The 16,081-nt window shown below is 60.4% G+C and carries 16 protein-coding genes; 5 read left to right on the top strand and 11 right to left on the bottom strand.

Features of this window, described 5'->3' with window-relative positions; all coding sequences use genetic code 11:
* The first annotated feature begins 44 nt into the window (after window positions 1-44).
* The 3 genes from WFJ47_RS13625 to WFJ47_RS13615 all read left to right on the top strand — a co-directional run bounded on the left by WFJ47_RS13625 (window position 45) and on the right by WFJ47_RS13615 (window position 4,408).
* Complete coding sequence (locus WFJ47_RS13625) at window positions 45-611, top strand: hypothetical protein (RefSeq protein WP_127103565.1); 567 nt, start codon at window positions 45-47, stop codon at window positions 609-611.
* Window positions 612-704: 93 nt separating this feature from the next.
* Window positions 705-2,417: an alginate export family protein gene (locus WFJ47_RS13620; RefSeq protein ID WP_336763721.1), complete on the top strand. Its 1,713-nt coding sequence runs from the start codon at window positions 705-707 to the stop codon at window positions 2,415-2,417.
* A 50-nt stretch (window positions 2,418-2,467) separates the two neighbouring features.
* Entirely contained in the window at window positions 2,468-4,408 is a 1,941-nt protein-coding gene (locus WFJ47_RS13615) for an OPT family oligopeptide transporter (RefSeq protein ID WP_336763719.1), read from the top strand.
* 161 nt (window positions 4,409-4,569) lie between these two features.
* Here the strand turns inward: WFJ47_RS13615 and WFJ47_RS13610 are convergent, their stop codons facing one another.
* The 3 genes from WFJ47_RS13610 to WFJ47_RS13600 all read right to left on the bottom strand — a co-directional run bounded on the left by WFJ47_RS13610 (window position 4,570) and on the right by WFJ47_RS13600 (window position 6,827).
* On the bottom strand, window positions 4,570-5,121 hold the full coding sequence (locus tag WFJ47_RS13610) for a hypothetical protein (protein ID WP_336763717.1): 552 nt from the start codon (window positions 5,119-5,121) through the stop codon (window positions 4,570-4,572).
* A gap of 508 nt (window positions 5,122-5,629) precedes the next feature.
* Complete coding sequence (locus WFJ47_RS13605) at window positions 5,630-6,175, bottom strand: cob(I)yrinic acid a,c-diamide adenosyltransferase (protein ID WP_336763715.1); 546 nt, start codon at window positions 6,173-6,175, stop codon at window positions 5,630-5,632.
* 88 nt (window positions 6,176-6,263) lie between these two features.
* Window positions 6,264-6,827 (bottom strand): DUF4142 domain-containing protein, encoded by a 564-nt coding sequence (locus WFJ47_RS13600; protein WP_336763713.1) that lies wholly within the window; start codon window positions 6,825-6,827, stop codon window positions 6,264-6,266.
* A 93-nt stretch (window positions 6,828-6,920) separates the two neighbouring features.
* On the opposite strand from WFJ47_RS13600, the gene WFJ47_RS13595 reads away from it, so the two are divergent.
* Window positions 6,921-7,316, top strand: a complete 396-nt coding sequence (locus WFJ47_RS13595) for a DUF423 domain-containing protein (RefSeq protein WP_336763712.1) — start codon at window positions 6,921-6,923, stop codon at window positions 7,314-7,316.
* Here the strand turns inward: WFJ47_RS13595 and WFJ47_RS13590 are convergent.
* A complete protein-coding gene (locus WFJ47_RS13590; protein WP_127103571.1) occupies window positions 7,296-7,625 on the bottom strand; it encodes a hypothetical protein in 330 nt (109 codons plus the stop codon). The two genes, WFJ47_RS13595 and WFJ47_RS13590, sit on opposite strands and share 21 nt — an antisense overlap.
* 146 nt (window positions 7,626-7,771) lie before the next feature.
* Here WFJ47_RS13590 and WFJ47_RS13585 point away from each other — a divergent pair, with 146 nt between their 5' ends.
* Window positions 7,772-8,320 carry a thioredoxin family protein gene (locus tag WFJ47_RS13585; protein ID WP_336763710.1) on the top strand — a complete coding sequence of 183 codons (549 nt, stop codon included), beginning with the start codon at window positions 7,772-7,774 and terminating at the stop codon, window positions 8,318-8,320.
* A 48-nt stretch (window positions 8,321-8,368) separates the two neighbouring features.
* Here WFJ47_RS13585 and WFJ47_RS13580 read toward each other — a convergent pair whose 3' ends face one another.
* Genes WFJ47_RS13580 through rplS form a run of 7 tightly spaced genes read right to left on the bottom strand, consistent with a single transcriptional unit; the run spans window position 8,369 to window position 16,079 of the window.
* Entirely contained in the window at window positions 8,369-10,051 is a 1,683-nt protein-coding gene (locus tag WFJ47_RS13580) for a M3 family oligoendopeptidase (protein ID WP_336763709.1), read from the bottom strand.
* 35 nt (window positions 10,052-10,086) lie between these two features.
* A complete protein-coding gene (locus tag WFJ47_RS13575) occupies window positions 10,087-11,292 on the bottom strand; it encodes a pyridoxal phosphate-dependent aminotransferase (RefSeq protein WP_336763707.1) in 1,206 nt (401 codons plus the stop codon).
* 4 nt (window positions 11,293-11,296) lie between these two features.
* Window positions 11,297-12,499 carry a pyridoxal phosphate-dependent aminotransferase gene (locus WFJ47_RS13570; protein WP_336763705.1) on the bottom strand — a complete coding sequence of 401 codons (1,203 nt, stop codon included), beginning with the start codon at window positions 12,497-12,499 and terminating at the stop codon, window positions 11,297-11,299.
* 19 nt (window positions 12,500-12,518) lie between these two features.
* Entirely contained in the window at window positions 12,519-13,571 is a 1,053-nt protein-coding gene (leuB, locus tag WFJ47_RS13565; RefSeq protein ID WP_408868663.1) for a 3-isopropylmalate dehydrogenase, read from the bottom strand.
* 53 nt (window positions 13,572-13,624) lie between these two features.
* Complete coding sequence (gene leuD / locus WFJ47_RS13560) at window positions 13,625-14,257, bottom strand: 3-isopropylmalate dehydratase small subunit (protein ID WP_336763765.1); 633 nt, start codon at window positions 14,255-14,257, stop codon at window positions 13,625-13,627.
* Window positions 14,257-15,675 (bottom strand): 3-isopropylmalate dehydratase large subunit, encoded by a 1,419-nt coding sequence (gene leuC, locus WFJ47_RS13555; RefSeq protein WP_336763703.1) that lies wholly within the window; start codon window positions 15,673-15,675, stop codon window positions 14,257-14,259. The genes leuD and leuC overlap by 1 nt, the downstream gene beginning before the upstream one ends.
* A 23-nt stretch (window positions 15,676-15,698) precedes the next feature.
* The gene (rplS, locus tag WFJ47_RS13550) at window positions 15,699-16,079 is read right to left on the bottom strand and encodes a 50S ribosomal protein L19 (protein ID WP_023978624.1); all 381 of its coding nucleotides are present in this window, start codon (window positions 16,077-16,079) and stop codon (window positions 15,699-15,701) included.
* Between the last annotated feature and the right edge of the window lie 2 nt (window positions 16,080-16,081).

Below are 16,081 nucleotides of genomic sequence, written 5' to 3'. Positions count from 1 at the left end.
CGTGCCTGGTTTGCGCACCGGTGAATAGACAAAGAGCCTTGTTGATGACCAGATCCGCCCGCCAGTTCCTTCCCCTCCTTGCCCTCATGGGCACGGGCATCGGCCTGACAGCCTGTAATCAGGATGACGAGAGCGCCTTTGCGCCTATCTGCCCTCCTGTCGAGATCCTCAGCCAGGCCGCGGACTTCTATCAATACGATGGCAAGGGCCTGGATGCTGGCAGCCTCGTGACCCATGCCGGCATGAGCGGGCTCACGGGCAATTGCGAGGCGGGACCCAAGAAGATAGTCCGCACCAAACTCAGCCTCGGGATTACGGTCGAACGTGGCCCGGCTTCGAGCGGCCAGGATATCGTGCTGCCCTATTTCGTCGCGGTGCTTCGTGACGGGAAGATCATCGACAAGAAGGAGTTCGAAGTGCCGGTATCCTTCGCGGGAAACCAGTCCACCGTATCGCTCCGTACCCCGGTGCGCCTGATCGATGTCCCTGCATCGCCTGACCTGCAGCAGACGAATTACGCGCTCAAGGTCGGCTTCCAGCTGAGCCATGAGCAGCTCGATTACAACCAGACCCATTTGCGCCCGGCCAAGTTCACGCTACACACGAACTAAATCACTATATATGAACGTGTTTATATAGAAACACGTTGTCATATTGTTTTATTCTGCTAGTCTGGGGAACCTTTCGTCTCCGGAACACTCCACATGCGCTCATCCCACGTCCTGCCCGCCTTCATTCTGCTCGCAGGCGTGGCCCCTTGTGCAGCGCAAGGCGCGACAGATACCGCGCAGGGCGTCTCGACCGACACCCCCGGGATCGTACGGCCAACAACCGGCAAACCCGGCCTGATCGACCCGACCGCAGCGGAAGAGCATGTGACCGTGAACGGTACGGCACGTCCGGAAATCCAGAACTTTCCTCATGCCGGACCGGTCGGACAGCCCCGGCGCGTCACCCCTCTCCAGAACAAGCCTCCCCATGGCACCCAGGGCGATTGGGGGGTCTTCACCCGGGGAAACGGTGAATCGGCCGGCTTCGGCCCGATCGGGCGCTATGGCGTGGCGCCCTGGGCCGAAGACTGGTCGTTCCTCCGCGACAAACGCCGTCATGACGATCTGTTCGACCCTTTGAAATTCATCCCGCTCACGCGCGATGGCCATTGGTGGCTCACCCTCTCCGGCGAAACCCGGCTGCGTAACTGGTCGGAAGAAGCTCCTTTTCTGGGGACGCGTGGCCCCGCCGGCTCCGGCCGCTTCGCCGTACGCAATCTCTATGGTGCTGATCTTCATCTGGGCGAGCATGTGCGGTTTTTCGGCCAGTTGGTGAATGGCGATGCCGCGGGCTGGGGCGGGTTTGGCTATAACGGGACGTTCCGCAAGCGACTCGATCTGCAGCAGGGTTTTATCGAGCTCCGGTCGAAGCTGGCCGGGGCCAAAACAGGGGTGATGATCGGCAGGCAGCAATTCCTCGATGCGCCTTCCTATATTCTGTACAATCGCGAAACGCCGAATATCCCCCTCGCCTGGAACGGCGTGCGCGGCTACGCGGTCTGGCCGCGACTACGCGTCGATGTCTATGACTTCGTCGGGACGAATATCAATTTCAACAAGATGTTTCATGACCGTGTGGACTGGAGCACGCGTCTGCATGGGCTGGATCTGACCTGGGCGCCGCCCTCCTTCTCGCTGGGGGCAGAGCGCGTCTCGTCCTTCCTTGACGTATTCCTGATCGCTTTTCGCGTAGCGGGCAGCTCGGCCGCCCTCCCCTATAACCGTACCACACTGGCCGGAACGACGGCGCGTCAGAACTACGGCTTTCGCTGGTATGGCGGAGCGCCCTCTTTCGAATTCTCAGTGGGTGGCCTGTATCAAGGGGGGAGTTTCGAGCTGAACCGTACCGGTCAGAACCGCGACGTCTCGGCTTATGCTTTCAACGCGATTGCGGGCTATCGTCATACGCCCTCCCCTCTCCATCCGTTTCTCGGCGTTCAGGCAGATCTGTATTCGGGTGGCTCCTCGCGCCGGAACAGCGGATCGGTTGGCACCTATATTGCCCCGTTCAACCCACAGACGAATTATCTGGATACCACAACCTATATCGCCCCCAGTAATCTGGTCAGTCTCTCGCCCGTCATCCGCCTCACTCCCCGCAACTGGCTCAGCCTCCAGTTCAAGGCACCGTTTTTCTGGCGAGAGTCGACGAATGACGCGATCTATGGCCCATCAGGTGCCTATAGTTTCACGAACTTGCGTGGTGGCTTTGTCGGGGTCGTGCCCCAGGCGTCACTGACGCTGCAGCTCAATCGCCATCTGACATGGACCCAATATGGGGCGCGTTTCATCGGCTCGGACGGGCTGCGTGCGGCAGGAGGCAAGAGCGGGAGCTATTACCAGTCCAACTTCGTCTTTCGTTTCTAACCGCTTCGTCGTAGGACCTGTTCCTTACGCTATCGAGACAGAGAAACGGCATGAATCAGGCGACGCGGGAATTAACCATTCGGGGGCTCATTCTCGGCGCCCTGATTACCGTCATCTTCACTGCCTCCAATGTCTATCTGGGCCTCAAGATCGGCCTCACCTTCGCGTCCTCCATTCCGGCAACCGTCATTTCGATGGCGGTACTGCGTGCGCTGGGGGGCAGCACCATTCTGGAAAACAATCTGGTGCAGACCCAGGCCTCGGCGGCAGGCACGCTGAGTTGCGTTTTCGCGACCATACCGGGGCTGGTCATGATCGGATTCTGGAGCGGCTTTCCGTTCTGGCAGAGTTTTTCCATCACGCTGCTTGGCGGAGCAACGGGCGTTCTCTTTACCATCCCGCTCAGGCGCGCGCTGGTCACCCACAGCGCTCTCCCCTATCCCGAGGGGGTCGCCTGCGCCGAGATCCTGCGCGTCGCCTCCCCCGAAGGTAACCAGCAGGCGCTCAATGCCCTGATACGCGGCAGTGCCATTGCTGCTGCCCTGACGTTTCTGAGCACCGGATTGCGCGTCATCCGCGAGGGTTGGAGCGCGAGTTTTGCGCTCGGCCCTTCCATTTTTCGCCTGCAGGGGGCCTATTCCCTCGCGCTGGTCGGGACGGGCTATCTCGTCGGGCTGACCGGCGGGCTTGCCATGCTGGGGGGCGTCATTCTCGGGTGGGGCATCGCCGTACCCTGGCTGAGTGCAACCATACCGCATCCCGCAGGGCTGGATGACGCAAGCTTCGCCACGGGTCTCTGGGTACACAAGGTCCGATTCATGGGCGCTGGCACGATCGCGGTCGCCGCGTGCTGGACGGTATTCTCACTGCTGGGCCCTGTAACACGCGGCTTGCGTGAGGCCTTTTCCCAGACCCATCGGGAAGCGTTGGAGGAGACCGATCGCGATCTGCCCCCACGCGTCATGAACGGCCTGCTTTGCGCAATCATCCTGGGGCTCGGCCTCCTCTTCTCGCTGTTCCTCTGGCCCGTAACCGGCCACGACACGCTGTTTATGGTCATGCTGGCGCTTGGTCTCGCCGCCTGTCTCTTCATCGGATTCCTGGTTGCGAGTGCCTGTGGCTATATGGCGGGGATCATCGGGTCTTCCTCCTCGCCGATCTCCGGTATCTCGATCATCAGCGTAGTAGCGTTATGCATGGCCCTGCTGGGTTTGGAAGCACTCCACCTGGTTCCAAATGCGATGACCGCCCATGAGCAGCATATTGCCATTGCGTATGTGCTTTTCGTTCTGACCGCGCTGACAGGTTCCGCTGCCATCTCGAACGACAATCTTCAGGACCTCAAGACAGGTCAGTTGGTCGGGGCCTCACCCTGGAAACAGGAAATCGTCCTGCTGATTGGGTGCGTCGTCGGAGCCCTCGTGATCCCGCCTGTTCTGAATGTACTCTACCAGGCTTATGGCTTTGTCGGGACACTGCCACGCCCTGATATGGACCCGTCACGGGCGCTGGCCGCCCCTCAGCCCGCGTTGATGGTCGACATCGCTCATGGCATTTTGCTGCATAATCTCGACTGGACCATGATCCTGACAGGAGCCGCGATTGGCGTCGCCCTCATCGCTATTGATCGACTCCTCAAAATCAGAAATCTCGCACTGCCCCCACTGGCCGTCGGCATGGGAATCTATCTGCCGGCGGACGTCTCGGTCACCATCGCCATCGGCGCGATAATCGGGCGCCTCTTCGACCGTGTGGCGCATCCGCAATCCCATGGCGATGACAGCACCGGAACCATGATCGCATCGGGATTCATTGTCGGCGAGAGCCTGGTAGGTGTGGTGATTGCCGTGCTCAGCGGGATGACCGGCCATGGCGATATTCTGGCACTGCCCGTGAGCAGCGCCTTGGCGGGCAGCCTAGGTGCCTGTGCTTTCGCGCTGTGTCTGGTGTGGTTTGTTCGGGAATTGCGCAGAGCGAGCGGGCCGATCTGAGAACAGGGCGTCTCCTTGCCGCTCACACGACCGGGATGAAAAGCGATCGCCCAGAGGTCTTGGCGCGCCGTAAACGCGTGCCAGAAGTCTGATTCAACAGTGCTCTGCGGCGACCGGGCGGACGGTCCATACCGCCCCTGCCCGATACCGGCGCAACAGGGTCAGTCTTTCCACCACCGCACGGGTTCCTGGTCATCTGTCCGCGTTTCCGGCTTGCGTGCCAGAGGGGGGCGTCCTGGCCCTCTCTTTTTTACCACCGGCGCCTCGGCAGCGATCACATCACGCTCCACCGTACGCTTCTGCGATGCTGCTTCCTCACGCAGGCGAGACAGTTGGACCTGAGCCTCGAGAAGAGCCTGCTCGATTTCCGCACATTTCGTCTTGAGTTCTGTCACATGCAGTTTCTCGTGCACGAGATGGGTCTCAAGTGTGCGCATCTGAACATTCGCATCGCTCAATTCGCGTTGCGTGTCTTCCGCACGTCGCTGCTCGATCTTGAGCAGATTGCGCAAACGGCTGATCTCTTCACCCTGCTCATCCGATTGCGGAGAGGTCAGGCGCTGGGCCGTACGGGAGGACTGGTGATGCTCGACGACAACCTGCCCTTCCTGGACGAAACGCCGACGTCTCTGGTCAGGGGGAGATTTCTTGTGCGTCAGGGGAGCCTGACGCCTGTTGCCTTTCGCGCCTAGCCGCTCCAGAGCCAGACGCAACGAATCTTCATTAATCTCTGTATCGGGACTTTGATCTTTATTCAAAAAATCGGAGTCTATACTCACTTCATTTCGCCCAAATTTGTCTGATGATATTTGTTGCCAACTGATGCTCTGGTCTATTTCGCCAGAAACGCTCTTATCTTACTCTGTCGAGGATGGGCGCCTTGAGCAGCGTTCGTATACCAGATCGTTCCCTTTGTCACGAGGAACGATCGTCACGACTACAATATCCATCCGCCATATTTACTTTATGTCACCTACGTTTCAGGACGTAAAAATAGGATCAATCCCTGAGGGTGACTTCTCATATTATGGAAGTACTACACTGCCTGAAATCTCCGACAGACCAGAAATGACGAGCGACAGAAGCCATTTTGGGAATAGCGGCAGACGATGCAGCGAGTTGCCGTCTTATCACAAATATTTGTGATGTCACCCCTGAGAGTACCGATAAGGTCTTATCTTACGGCTTGGCTCTCCCAGCAGATATCCTCCCCCATCAGGCTTATCCGAGAGTTTGGGTCGGCTCCCAGAGAATATCCGTCTCACCGCGATCGTTCTCATGGCGCGCGAGTACAAAGAAGTAATCGCTCAGACGGTTCATATAACGCAGCATCCCACCCAGCCGCGCCTCATCGAGCGCAACCAGATCACGCTCGACGCGCCTTGCCACAACGCGGGCCATATGCGCCCAGCTCGCTCCCACCGAACCACCAGGCAGGATAAAGCTGCGCAAGGGCGCCTGATCGCGACGCAGCATCTCGACAGCCTCCTCGAGTACCACGCATTCACTTTGCAGAAATGCCTCGCCGCCATCGCGCTCCGGCATGCATAAAACAGCGCCCAAATCGAACAGCGTGTTCTGTATGGCCGCAAGCGTGGCGTGATGCGAACAATGCAGACGCAAGAGGCCCAGTACTGCATTGAGCTCATCCACCGATCCCATTGCCTGGATCAGAGGATCGTCCTTGCGCACCCTGCGCCCGTCTCCCAGTGAGGTCTTGCCCGCATCGCCCCCTCGGGTGACGATGCGGTCGAGGCGTACACTCACGGGCGCAAACACCGGACATGATCTGAGATCACGCTGAAGCGACGCGCGCTCAAGTCATCTGGAACGGGGTGCCTGCGAAAGAGCGTCTTCACTGCTGGGCGGTCTTCTTGTGTTTGCGGGTAGCGAGTTGTGGCAGCCAGCTATAGGCAGACGAGATGTAACGCTGATCGAGCTTCTGCATTTCTGTTGCCGAAGCCTTCACATCGCTGTCCTTGGTCGTGGTGAAGACCGAGGCGATGGCCGTTCCCGAAGATTGGGACTCATCGCGAACGGCACTCATATAGGCGCGGTCGAATGCCCTGCCGTGTAATTTGGACAAATGATCCAGTTTCGCCTGATCATCCGCCACCAGAGTAGATGTCAGGGTTAGATCGTGTTTACTCGCCAGGGTCGAGAGCGCTGTGCGATGGGCATCGTAATCCTTCACAAGGGCCTGACCGTTCTCCTTGATCTCGGATGAGCGCGCATGATCGATCGTGAGCTTGCCCAACGCGATCTGGGTCAGATCGTGCTCATTCGCCTGCTGAAGAAACGCGGCATCAGCCGTCGTGAAAGGGGGAGCCTTGTCAGGCAAGGGCGGCAAACGCGGATAGGCCGGGGTACAGGCGCAAAGGGAGAGCATTGCTGCCATTGTCCACAAACCATGTCTCATCGTTCCAACCTCATTTTTCTTTGCATCGACGGGGTACGGAGTAAGGTGCCGAAACAGATTCCGGCCCCTGACAAGAAAGAGAGTGTCCCGCCCATGTCCAGTTGGCAACGTCTGATTTTGGGTTTCTGCGGCCTGTGCGGCTGTGCTTCTGTCATGCTCGCCGCACTCGGCGCCCATCTCCCCGACAGCAGGTTTATCCCCGGGGGCAGAGCCATGCTTGCCCATGGCGTCGAGATGCTCATGTGGCATGGTCTCGCTCTTCTGGCGCTCTGCGCCACCGGACGCGCCATGTTCCGGTTCGTTGCCTGGCCAATGGCCATTGGAACGCTACTCTTCGTCGTTCCTGTCGCCCTCAAGGCACTCGAAGGGCCGGATGTCGGTTTTCTGGCTCCTTACGGCGGCACGGTTGTCATGCTCTCATGGCTGGGCCTGACCGGACTCGCCGTGCTCATGCCACGTCTGGATCGTTCAACGCCCCGCGCGCCGTGACGAGCGGAGCCTCTCCGAAACGAACACGATCAGGGCCTGCACCCCGAGCGCAACAACGAAGCAGCTGAGCATGATGCCGACAAGAATGAGCTGCTCGCGCCCAAGGCTGCTATCGATGCCAAACAGCGCATAGAGCGCCTGCCATGCATCGGTACCCGCCACCCACTGCACTGCATGGCTCAGGAACGGCACGAAGCGAATCATGCAGGCCAGCACGAGCGTCAGCCCCACCAGGCCGATGGTGCGCAGCAGGGTTGAGGTAATCGACACCTCTCCCACGTTTCTTTCGCCCGCCTCACGCTGTGTCATCGCGTTTTTCCTGCTCTCTTGTATTTAAACGTCCGACAGAACATTTCATACTCTGTCATAATTTCAACTCCCCGGGATTTCGGGGGCGTCTCGTCTTCCAGCGCTCATCCCGACCCGGACAATCCCGACCAGAAAGGCCCGCACACGTGCTGACTCGCAAACTCGGCGTCCTGACATCTCTTGTTCTGGGCCTGTCCGCTCTGACTCCTGTCGCCATCGGTCTCTCCAGCACCAGTGCTCTGGCCGAACAGGGTCCGCCTGCGCCGCCGGTCCTTGATAAGGGGGTCCAGATCACTCCCGCCAAGGATGTCTACCCTGATATCGCCCTTGCAAAGACACAAGTGGAGGAGGCGTTCGCCACGGCTGCGCGCACCAAGCGCAAGGTACTGATCGATTTCGGCGGAAACTGGTGCCCTGACTGCCGGATGCTTGCCGGTGTCTTCGAGCAGCCGGAAGTCGCTCAATGGCTTGAATCCCAGTTCGTAGTCGTGCCGGTCAATGTCGGCCGCATCGACAAGAATCTGGATATCGCCAAGCAATATGGCGTCACTATCCACGAGGTCCCGACCGTGCTGATCGTGACGCCGGGTCGCACATTGCTCAATGCCGACGGCGCCAACACGCTGGGCAACGCGCGCGCCATGTCGCCCCAGGCCGTTCTCGACCTGCTGGACAAGTGGAACCGCCGCGGCTGACGCCCCCTGCTCCCCTCTGTCCAGAGGGGAGCGCCTGTTCCATACCCGTTACATCATGAGCATCTGTTCGGCTTCGTGCACGATCTCCGCCAGTGCGTCTTCCTCGAAGGGGACGATCAACCCGGCCGAGCGCACCAGCGAACAGAACGCCTGGCTCCCCCCCGCCTCGCAAAGGCCACGATAGAGATCCATAGCGCGTGACGGATCCACCTGCGCGATCAGCCAGAGCTGTAGCGCGACGCAGAGCGCCAGCGTGTAATCGATATAGTAAAACGGCGAGCCATAGATATGGCGCTGCGCCTGCCAGCGTCCACCCCTGGCCGGATAAGCGAGATCACCCCAGTCACGCCATGGCATGTAAAGCTTCTCAAGACGCAGCCATGTCGCGTGACGTTCCTCGGGGCTCATGCCTGGCCTGGCATAGATTTCGTGCTGGAAGTGATCCACACAGGCGCCGTAGGGCAGGAAGCACAGGCTCTCGATCAGATGCAGGCGGCGATATCGCTCCCCTGCCCCTTCCTCCACCAGCAGATCGATTTCCGGCCAGGTCAGGAACTCAAGTCCCATGGAATGGATCTCGGCCCCCTCCATGGTGGGCCAGAGCATATCAATGACGGGTTGAGTGCGGCTCTTCCAGTTCTGAAAAGCATGGCCCATCTCATGGGTGAATACGCCGATATCGCCATGGGTCCCGTTGAAATTGGCGAAGATGAAGGGCGTTCCTTCGGTGGAGAAAGAGGTACAGAACCCACCGCCAGCCTTGCCGGCGCGATTTTTCAGATCGACATAATGTTGATCGACCATGGCCGAGAAGAAAGCTGCCATCTCCCCGGTTTCATCGAGATTGGCAAACATCTCACGCGCTCGGACGATCATGAGGTCGTAATCGCCTGCCGTTCCCGGATTGCCCTTGGGGTCTACAAGGGCTTCATCCCACGCCTTCAGGCTGTCCCAACCCATTTCGAGCTGGCGACGCTGCAGGAGCGCCTGAACCAGCGGCGTGACATGAGTGACAATACGCTCTCGATAGCGCGCGACATCCTGCGCGGTGTAGTCGGTGCGACGCATACGGCGATATCCGAGTTCGATATAGGTATCGAATCCGAGCGCCTTCGCCATTTCGGTACGCAGGCGCACAAGATCATCGAAAATCCGATCAAGCGCCTCGCCATTTTCAGCATAAAATACCCAGCGCGCTGCCTCGGCCTCATGGCGCGTGGTGCGATCCGCAGCCTGCTGGAACGGCTCCAGCCCGGAAAGATTATGACGCTCGCCCCGGAACGGAATTTCCGCCGCTGCCAGAAGGGTCGTGTATTCGGCACTCAGCCGTGCCTCTTCCGCCAGCATGGGTTCGATGCGCTCATCGAAGGTGGTGATATCCGCTTCCCATAGGGCGAGCACATGGGCGTCGAGATGCTGGGCGGCCTGCTCACGCAGCGAGAGGACACGCTTCTTGATGTCGGTCTCGAGCCCTGTGGCGAAGGGCGTGAGCGTGTCAGCATAGTCGCGGGCAGCCACGAAGGCGGCATTGCGCGTATCCTGGGCAAAACGCAGCTCCACAAGGGCGGACCAGGATTCGTAGGCGCGTCTTTGGGCATCAAACAGGTTCAGCGCGCGGGGCAGGTCGCCCTCATCCAGTGCGGCGCCGACAGCATCATAGGCCTGGCCGAGCGTCTCGCGTGAGGGTGTCGGGAAATCAAGTGACTCGAATAAGGGGAAAGCTGTGATCATGGCACATGGTCGCACCCCGCCCCCTTTTCGTCCAGTCAGGCAAGGGTGAGGATGAACTGTCCGAGGCGTGCGCAGGCTTGCTGCAGGAGTGCATCCGAAGCGGCCACAGACAGACGGATATACCCGGCCTGACCGAAGGCGCTCCCCGGCACCACACTCACATGGGCCTCCTCCAGCAGAGCCTCGGCGAAATCGATATCCGTCATGATCGCCCTTCCCCCCGCGCTGGTCTTCCCAAGCAGGGCTCCGACTCCCGGAAAAGCATAGAATGCGCCGTCAGGCATGGCGCAGGTCACGCCCGGCATGTCTCGCAATGCCGCCACCACCAGATCACGTCGCAGTTGGTACACGTCGCGCATGGCATCGCGTCGATCCGCTGGCGTGGCAAGAGCAGCAACGGCCCCTGCCTGTGCCAGCGTGCAGATGCCTGAAGTGGCATTGCTCTGTATGCTTGTCATGGCCTTGATCAAGGGCTGAGGGCCACCGCAGAATCCGACACGCCAGCCCGTCATGGCATAAGCCTTCGCCATGCCATTGATCGTCAGGATCCGGTCTTTCAGATCCGGCGCGACAGAAGCGAGAGACACATGACGGCGTCCGTCGAAAGTCAGATGCTCATAAATCTCATCGGCCATGACCAGTACATGCGGCGCATCACGCAGCACGGCAGCGATCGCCTCCAGATCATCGCGTTCGAGAATGGCCCCGCTGGGATTGTTCGGGAAATTCAAGACCAGCCAGCGCGTGCGCGGCGTGATGGCTTCACGCAGCGCCTCGGCAGTGAGCCGGAAGCGGTCGCTCTCGAGGCAGGGCACTGGTACCGCAACACCCCCCATCATTTGCGCGATGATGGGGTAGCTCACCCAATAGGGCACAGGCACGATCACCTCGTCGCCCGGATCGATGGTCGCAGCGAAGGCGTTATAGATGAGTTGCTTGCCGCCATTGCCGATCAGGATTTCTTCCGGCGCGTAGCTCAGCCCGTTCTCGTCCAGAAATTTTCTGGCGACTGCTGCCTTGAGCGCAGGCTGGCCGCCGACGGGCGGATATTTCGTATCGCCACACAGCCCCGCCTGATAGGCCGCCTCCACTGCCTCGGGCGGAGATGGAAAATCAGGTTCGCCCAGTGCCAGGGAGATCACATCGACCCCGGCAGCACGCAGGGCGCGCGCCTTGGCCGACATGGCAATGGTCGCGGGCTGCGGCAGACCGTACAGGCGTTGGGCAAGGCGGAAGCTCATGACCTCAGCTCAACGAGGCACAGAAGCGCTGGATCCGTGTGCAGGCTTCACGCAGGCTTTCGGTGTCGGTGGCATAGGAGATGCGGAAATAGCCCGGCGTCAGGAAGGCGCTGCCATGCACAGCGGCCACGCCCGTCTCTTCGAGAAGTTCCGTGACGAAAATTTCGTCAGTCTCGATCACCTTGCCAGATGGGGTCTTTTTGCCGATCAGCCCCGCGATGGAGGGAAACACATAAAACGCTCCTTCCGGTCGCGTGCAGCTCAGACCCGGAGCCTGGGCGAGCATGGACAGGACGAGATCGCGTCGGCCCTGATAGACTGACACCATCTCACCGATGAATTCCTGCTGTCCGGTCACGGCTTCAAGTGCGGCGGCCTGGGCGATGGAGCAGGGATTACTCGTGCTCTGCCCCTGCAGCTTGATGAGTGCCTTGGTCAGTTCGACCGGTGCAGCCGAAAAGCCGATGCGCCACCCCGTCATCGCATAGGCCTTGGAGACACCATTCATGGTCACCACGCGGTCGCGCAGCTTCGGCTCGACCTGAACGAGAGTCTTGCTGACCAGGCCGTCATAGACCAGCTTGGCGTAGATATCGTCGGTGAGTACCCAGACACGCGGATGATCGAGCAGCACGTCGCACAGCGCGCGCAGATCGGCCTCGGAATAGACAGCGCCCGTCGGATTGCAGGGCGAATTCAGCACCAGCCACTTTGTCTTGGGTGTGATCGCTGCACGAAGGGCTTCAGCCTCGAGGCGAAAGCCGTTTTCCGGTTTCGTCTGGACGATCACGGGCGTGCCGTCGGCCAGCGCCACGATGTCGGGGTAGGAGACCCAGGCCGGAGCCGGAATAATCACCTCATCCCCGGCATCGAGCGTGGCCGTGAACACGTCATAAATGACCTGCTTGCCTCCCGTGGAGACCACGATCTCTTCGGCGCTGTAATCAAGCCCGAAATCGCGGTTCAACCAGCCGGCCACCGCCTTGCGCAGGGCGGGCGTTCCCGCGACGTCTGTGTAACGCGTTTCGCCGCGGGCGATGGCATCGCAGGCGGCGCGCTTCACGTTTTCAGGCGTGTCGAAATCGGGCTCCCCTGCAGAGAGGCTGATGATGTCCCGCCCCGCTTCTTTCAGGGCCCGCGCTTTCTGCGAAATGGCGATCGTCTGGCTGGGAGAGATCCGGTTGAGCCGGGCAGCGATCAGGGACATATCTTCCTCCGGCTGGCGCTCAGGCCAGCTTCTGCATTTCCTGAAGAACCGCGGCACCCATTGCCTCGGTGCCGACGCGGTTCATACCTTCGGACATGATATCGGCAGTCCGCAAGCCGCTGGCGAGCACATTCGAGACAGCCAGCTCGATCAGTGCCGCCTCTGCCTCGCGCTGGAGCGAGTAGCGCAGCAGCATGGCGAAGGAGAGGATCTGCGCGAGCGGGTTCGCGATGCCCTGCCCGGCAATATCGGGCGCTGAGCCGTGGATCGGTTCATAAAGCGCATGACGCTTGCCACTTTCCTGTGCCGGACCAAGCGTGGCCGAAGGCAGCATGCCCAGAGAGCCAGTCAGCATGGAGGCCAGATCCGAGAGAAGGTCACCGAAAAGATTGCCGGTCACGATCACGTCGAACTGCTTGGGATTGCGGACGAGCTGCATGGCGCAATTATCGGCCAGCATATGCGTGAGCGTGACATCGCTATATTCACGCGCATGCAGTGCGGTCACGACCTGCTTCCAGAGCAGGCCACTTTCCATCACATTGCATTTCTCGACCGAGCAAACGCGATTATCGCGCAGACGGGCCAGTTCGAATGCGACGCGGGCCACGCGCTCGATTTCCGACGTCGTATAGACCTCGGTATTGATCCCGCGCTGCGAGCCGTCGGCAAGGGTCTCGATGCCGCGCGGTTCACCGAAATAGATGCCACCCACCGTCTCGCGAACGATCATGATATCGAGCCCGGCCACGAGTTCCGGCTTCAGTGATGACGCGTTGACCAGAGGCGGGAAGACCTGAGCCGGGCGCAGATTGGCGAAAAGCTCGAGTTCCTGACGCAGGCCCAGAATGGCGGCTTCGGGACGTTTGTCGAAGGAAATCTCGCTCCATTTCGGATCGCCCACCGAACCGAACAGTACCGCATCGGCCTCCTTGGCCATGGCGACGACTTCGGGGCGCAACGGTACGCCATGCACAGCCAATGAGGCCCCTCCCACCAGCTCTTCGGTCATGTCGAAGCGAAGGCCACGGGCCTCACCCAGCCAGCGCGCAATCTTGACGACTTCGCGCATGACTTCGGGACCAATCCCGTCGCCGGGAAGAACAAGTAGCTTATGGGCCTGGCTCACGAAATCGTCTCCATCACGATGGTGGGGCGCCAGGATTCGTCTTTCTGACGCTTTTGCTCGAAGGACGCGATCGCGCTGTCATGCTGCAGGGTCTGCCCGATATCATCGAGCCCCTCGATCAGCATGTGCTTGCGGAACGCATCGACTTCGAACGCAATGGTGCTGCCATCCGGGCGCTGCACGACCTGTTTCTCCAGATCGATGGTGACGCGGGCATTGGCCCCCATCTGCGCGTCTTCCATGAGGCTTTCACAGATTTCACGCGGCAGGCGGATCGGCAGGATGCCATTCTTGAAGCAGTTATTGAAAAAGATATCGGCAAAGCTCGGCGCGATCACGCAGCGGATACCGAAATCCAGCAGCGCCCAGGGCGCATGTTCACGGGAGGAGCCGCAGCCGAAATTATCAAGCGTGACCAGAATCTCGGCCTGTCGGTAAGGCTCACGGTTCAGCACGAATTCCGGCTTTTCCGATCCGTCCTCATGATAGCGTTGAGCCGCAAAGGCATTCTTGCCCAGACCGCTGCGCTGAATGGTCTTGAGAAAACGCGCCGGGATGATCTGATCCGTGTCGATATTCTCGACCGGCATGGGGGCCGCGATGGCGGTGAGTGTCGTGAACTTGTCCATCATGCCATCTCCCGCACATCGATAAAGCAGCCCGTGACCGCCGCCGCTGCCGCCATCGCGGGCGAACAGAGATGGGTACGTCCACCCGGGCCCTGACGCCCCTCGAAATTACGGTTCGAGGTCGAGGCGCAACGCTGGCCGGAGGTCAGCTTGTCCGGGTTCATGCCCAGACACATCGAGCATCCGGCCTCCCGCCATTCGAACCCGGCCTCGCGGAAGATCTGGTCCAGCCCCTCGGCTTCGGCGGCGGCTTTCACATGGCCCGAACCTGGCACAACCATGGCGCGCACGCCCGGTGCCACGTGGCGCCCCTTGGCAATGGCGGCAGCCGAGCGCAGATCCTCGATACGGCTATTCGTGCAGGAGCCGATGAACGCCACGTCGATTTTGGTCCCGGCGATCTTCTGGCCGGCTTCGAGACCCATATAGTCGAGCATACGCTGCACCTGACGGGCACGCGCCGGATCGTTGAACTGCGCCGGATCGGGCACGATACCATCGATCGCGATCACGTCCTCAGGGCTGGTGCCCCAGGTCAGATTGGGCTGGATGGCGGCGGCGTCGAGCGTGACCTCGGTGTCGAATACGGCGCCGTCATCGGTGGCCAGCGTGCGCCAATAGGCACAGGCCTTCTCGAAATCCTCACCCTTGGGGGCAAAGCGGCGCCCTTCGACATAGGCAAAGGTCGTCTCATCGGGCGCGACCAGACCGGCGCGGGCGCCCGCTTCGATCGACATATTACAGAGCGTCATGCGTCCGGCCATGTCGAGCGCGCGGATCGCGTCGCCTGCGAACTCCATCACATGACCCGTTCCGCCAGCGGTCCCGATCTTGCCGATGATGGCGAGCATGATGTCCTTGGCTGTCACGCCGGGACCAACCTGGCCTGCCACCGTGATGCGCATGTTCTTGGCCGGCTTCTGCAGAAGGGTCTGCGTGGCCATGACATGCTCGACCTCGGAAGTGCCGATACCGAAGGCCAGAGCCCCCATCGCCCCATGGGTCGAGGTATGGCTATCACCGCAGACGATGGTCATGCCAGGCAGGGAAATGCCCTGTTCGGGTCCCACCACATGCACGATCCCCTGGTCTTTCGAGCGCAGCTTGAAATAGGGAACGCCGAATTCGGCCACGTTCTTTTCGAGCGTTTCGATCTGGCGCCGGGATTCCGGCTCCTCGATCGGCAGCGAGCGGTCCGAGGTCGGCACGTTGTGATCGACCACGGCTACCGTCGCATCCGGACGACGCAGGCGCCGCCCGGACATCCGCAGGCCTTCGAAGGCCTGCGGGCTTGTCACCTCATGGAGAAGGTGCCGGTCTATGTAGAGAATGCAGGTGCCGTCCGGGAGGCGTTCGACCACATGGTCATCCCAGATCTTATCGAACAATGTTCGCGCCACCGTACTCTCCTTTGTCATGAACCGGTTTCGACTATCCTGATTTAGGAAGCCGTCTTGGCAACGTCACGGGGACGCTCGGCAATACGAGCCGACTTGCCGCTACGCTCACGCAGATAATACAGCTTTGCACGACGCACCTTGCCGCGACGGACAACGGCGATCTCTGCGATGGAAGGGGAGTAAAGCGGGAAGATACGCTCAACGCCTTCACCGTTCGAGATCTTGCGAACCGTGAAGTTGCTGTTCAGGCCCTTGTTGGAACGGGCAATCACAACGCCTTCATAGGCCTGGACGCGCTCACGCGTGCCTTCGACAACGCGCACGCCAACGCGCACGGTGTCACCGGCCTGGAATTCGGGAACCGGACGGGCGGCGGTCAGACGCTCGATTTCGCGCGCCTCATACTGCTGGACAATGTTCATGG

The sequence above is a fragment of the Asaia sp. VD9 genome (assembly GCF_037150015.1).
GTDB lineage: Bacteria > Pseudomonadota > Alphaproteobacteria > Acetobacterales > Acetobacteraceae > Asaia.
The sequence above is the reverse complement of the archived record's forward strand: the minus strand, read 5'-3'. Positions and strand labels throughout refer to the sequence as shown.

Bases quoted from the DNA above. Each gene is read 5' to 3' on its own strand.
- WFJ47_RS13625 (WP_127103565.1), top strand. From the start codon at position 45: ATGACCAGATCCGCCCGCCAGTTCCTTCCCCTCCTTGCCCTCATGGGC.
- WFJ47_RS13620 (WP_336763721.1), top strand. From the start codon at position 705: ATGCGCTCATCCCACGTCCTGCCCGCCTTCATTCTGCTCGCAGGCGTG.
- WFJ47_RS13615 (WP_336763719.1), top strand. From the start codon at position 2,468: ATGAATCAGGCGACGCGGGAATTAACCATTCGGGGGCTCATTCTCGGC.
- WFJ47_RS13600 (WP_336763713.1), bottom strand. From the start codon at position 6,827: ATGAGACATGGTTTGTGGACAATGGCAGCAATGCTCTCCCTTTGCGCC.
- WFJ47_RS13595 (WP_336763712.1), top strand. From the start codon at position 6,921: ATGTCCAGTTGGCAACGTCTGATTTTGGGTTTCTGCGGCCTGTGCGGC.
- WFJ47_RS13590 (WP_127103571.1), bottom strand. From the start codon at position 7,625: ATGACACAGCGTGAGGCGGGCGAAAGAAACGTGGGAGAGGTGTCGATT.
- WFJ47_RS13580 (WP_336763709.1), bottom strand. From the start codon at position 10,051: ATGATCACAGCTTTCCCCTTATTCGAGTCACTTGATTTCCCGACACCC.
- WFJ47_RS13575 (WP_336763707.1), bottom strand. From the start codon at position 11,292: ATGAGCTTCCGCCTTGCCCAACGCCTGTACGGTCTGCCGCAGCCCGCG.
- WFJ47_RS13570 (WP_336763705.1), bottom strand. From the start codon at position 12,499: ATGTCCCTGATCGCTGCCCGGCTCAACCGGATCTCTCCCAGCCAGACG.
- leuB (WP_408868663.1), bottom strand. From the start codon at position 13,571: ATGCGCGAAGTCGTCAAGATTGCGCGCTGGCTGGGTGAGGCCCGTGGC.
- leuD (WP_336763765.1), bottom strand. From the start codon at position 14,257: ATGGACAAGTTCACGACACTCACCGCCATCGCGGCCCCCATGCCGGTC.
- leuC (WP_336763703.1), bottom strand. From the start codon at position 15,675: ATGACAAAGGAGAGTACGGTGGCGCGAACATTGTTCGATAAGATCTGG.
- rplS (WP_023978624.1), bottom strand. From the start codon at position 16,079: ATGAACATTGTCCAGCAGTATGAGGCGCGCGAAATCGAGCGTCTGACC.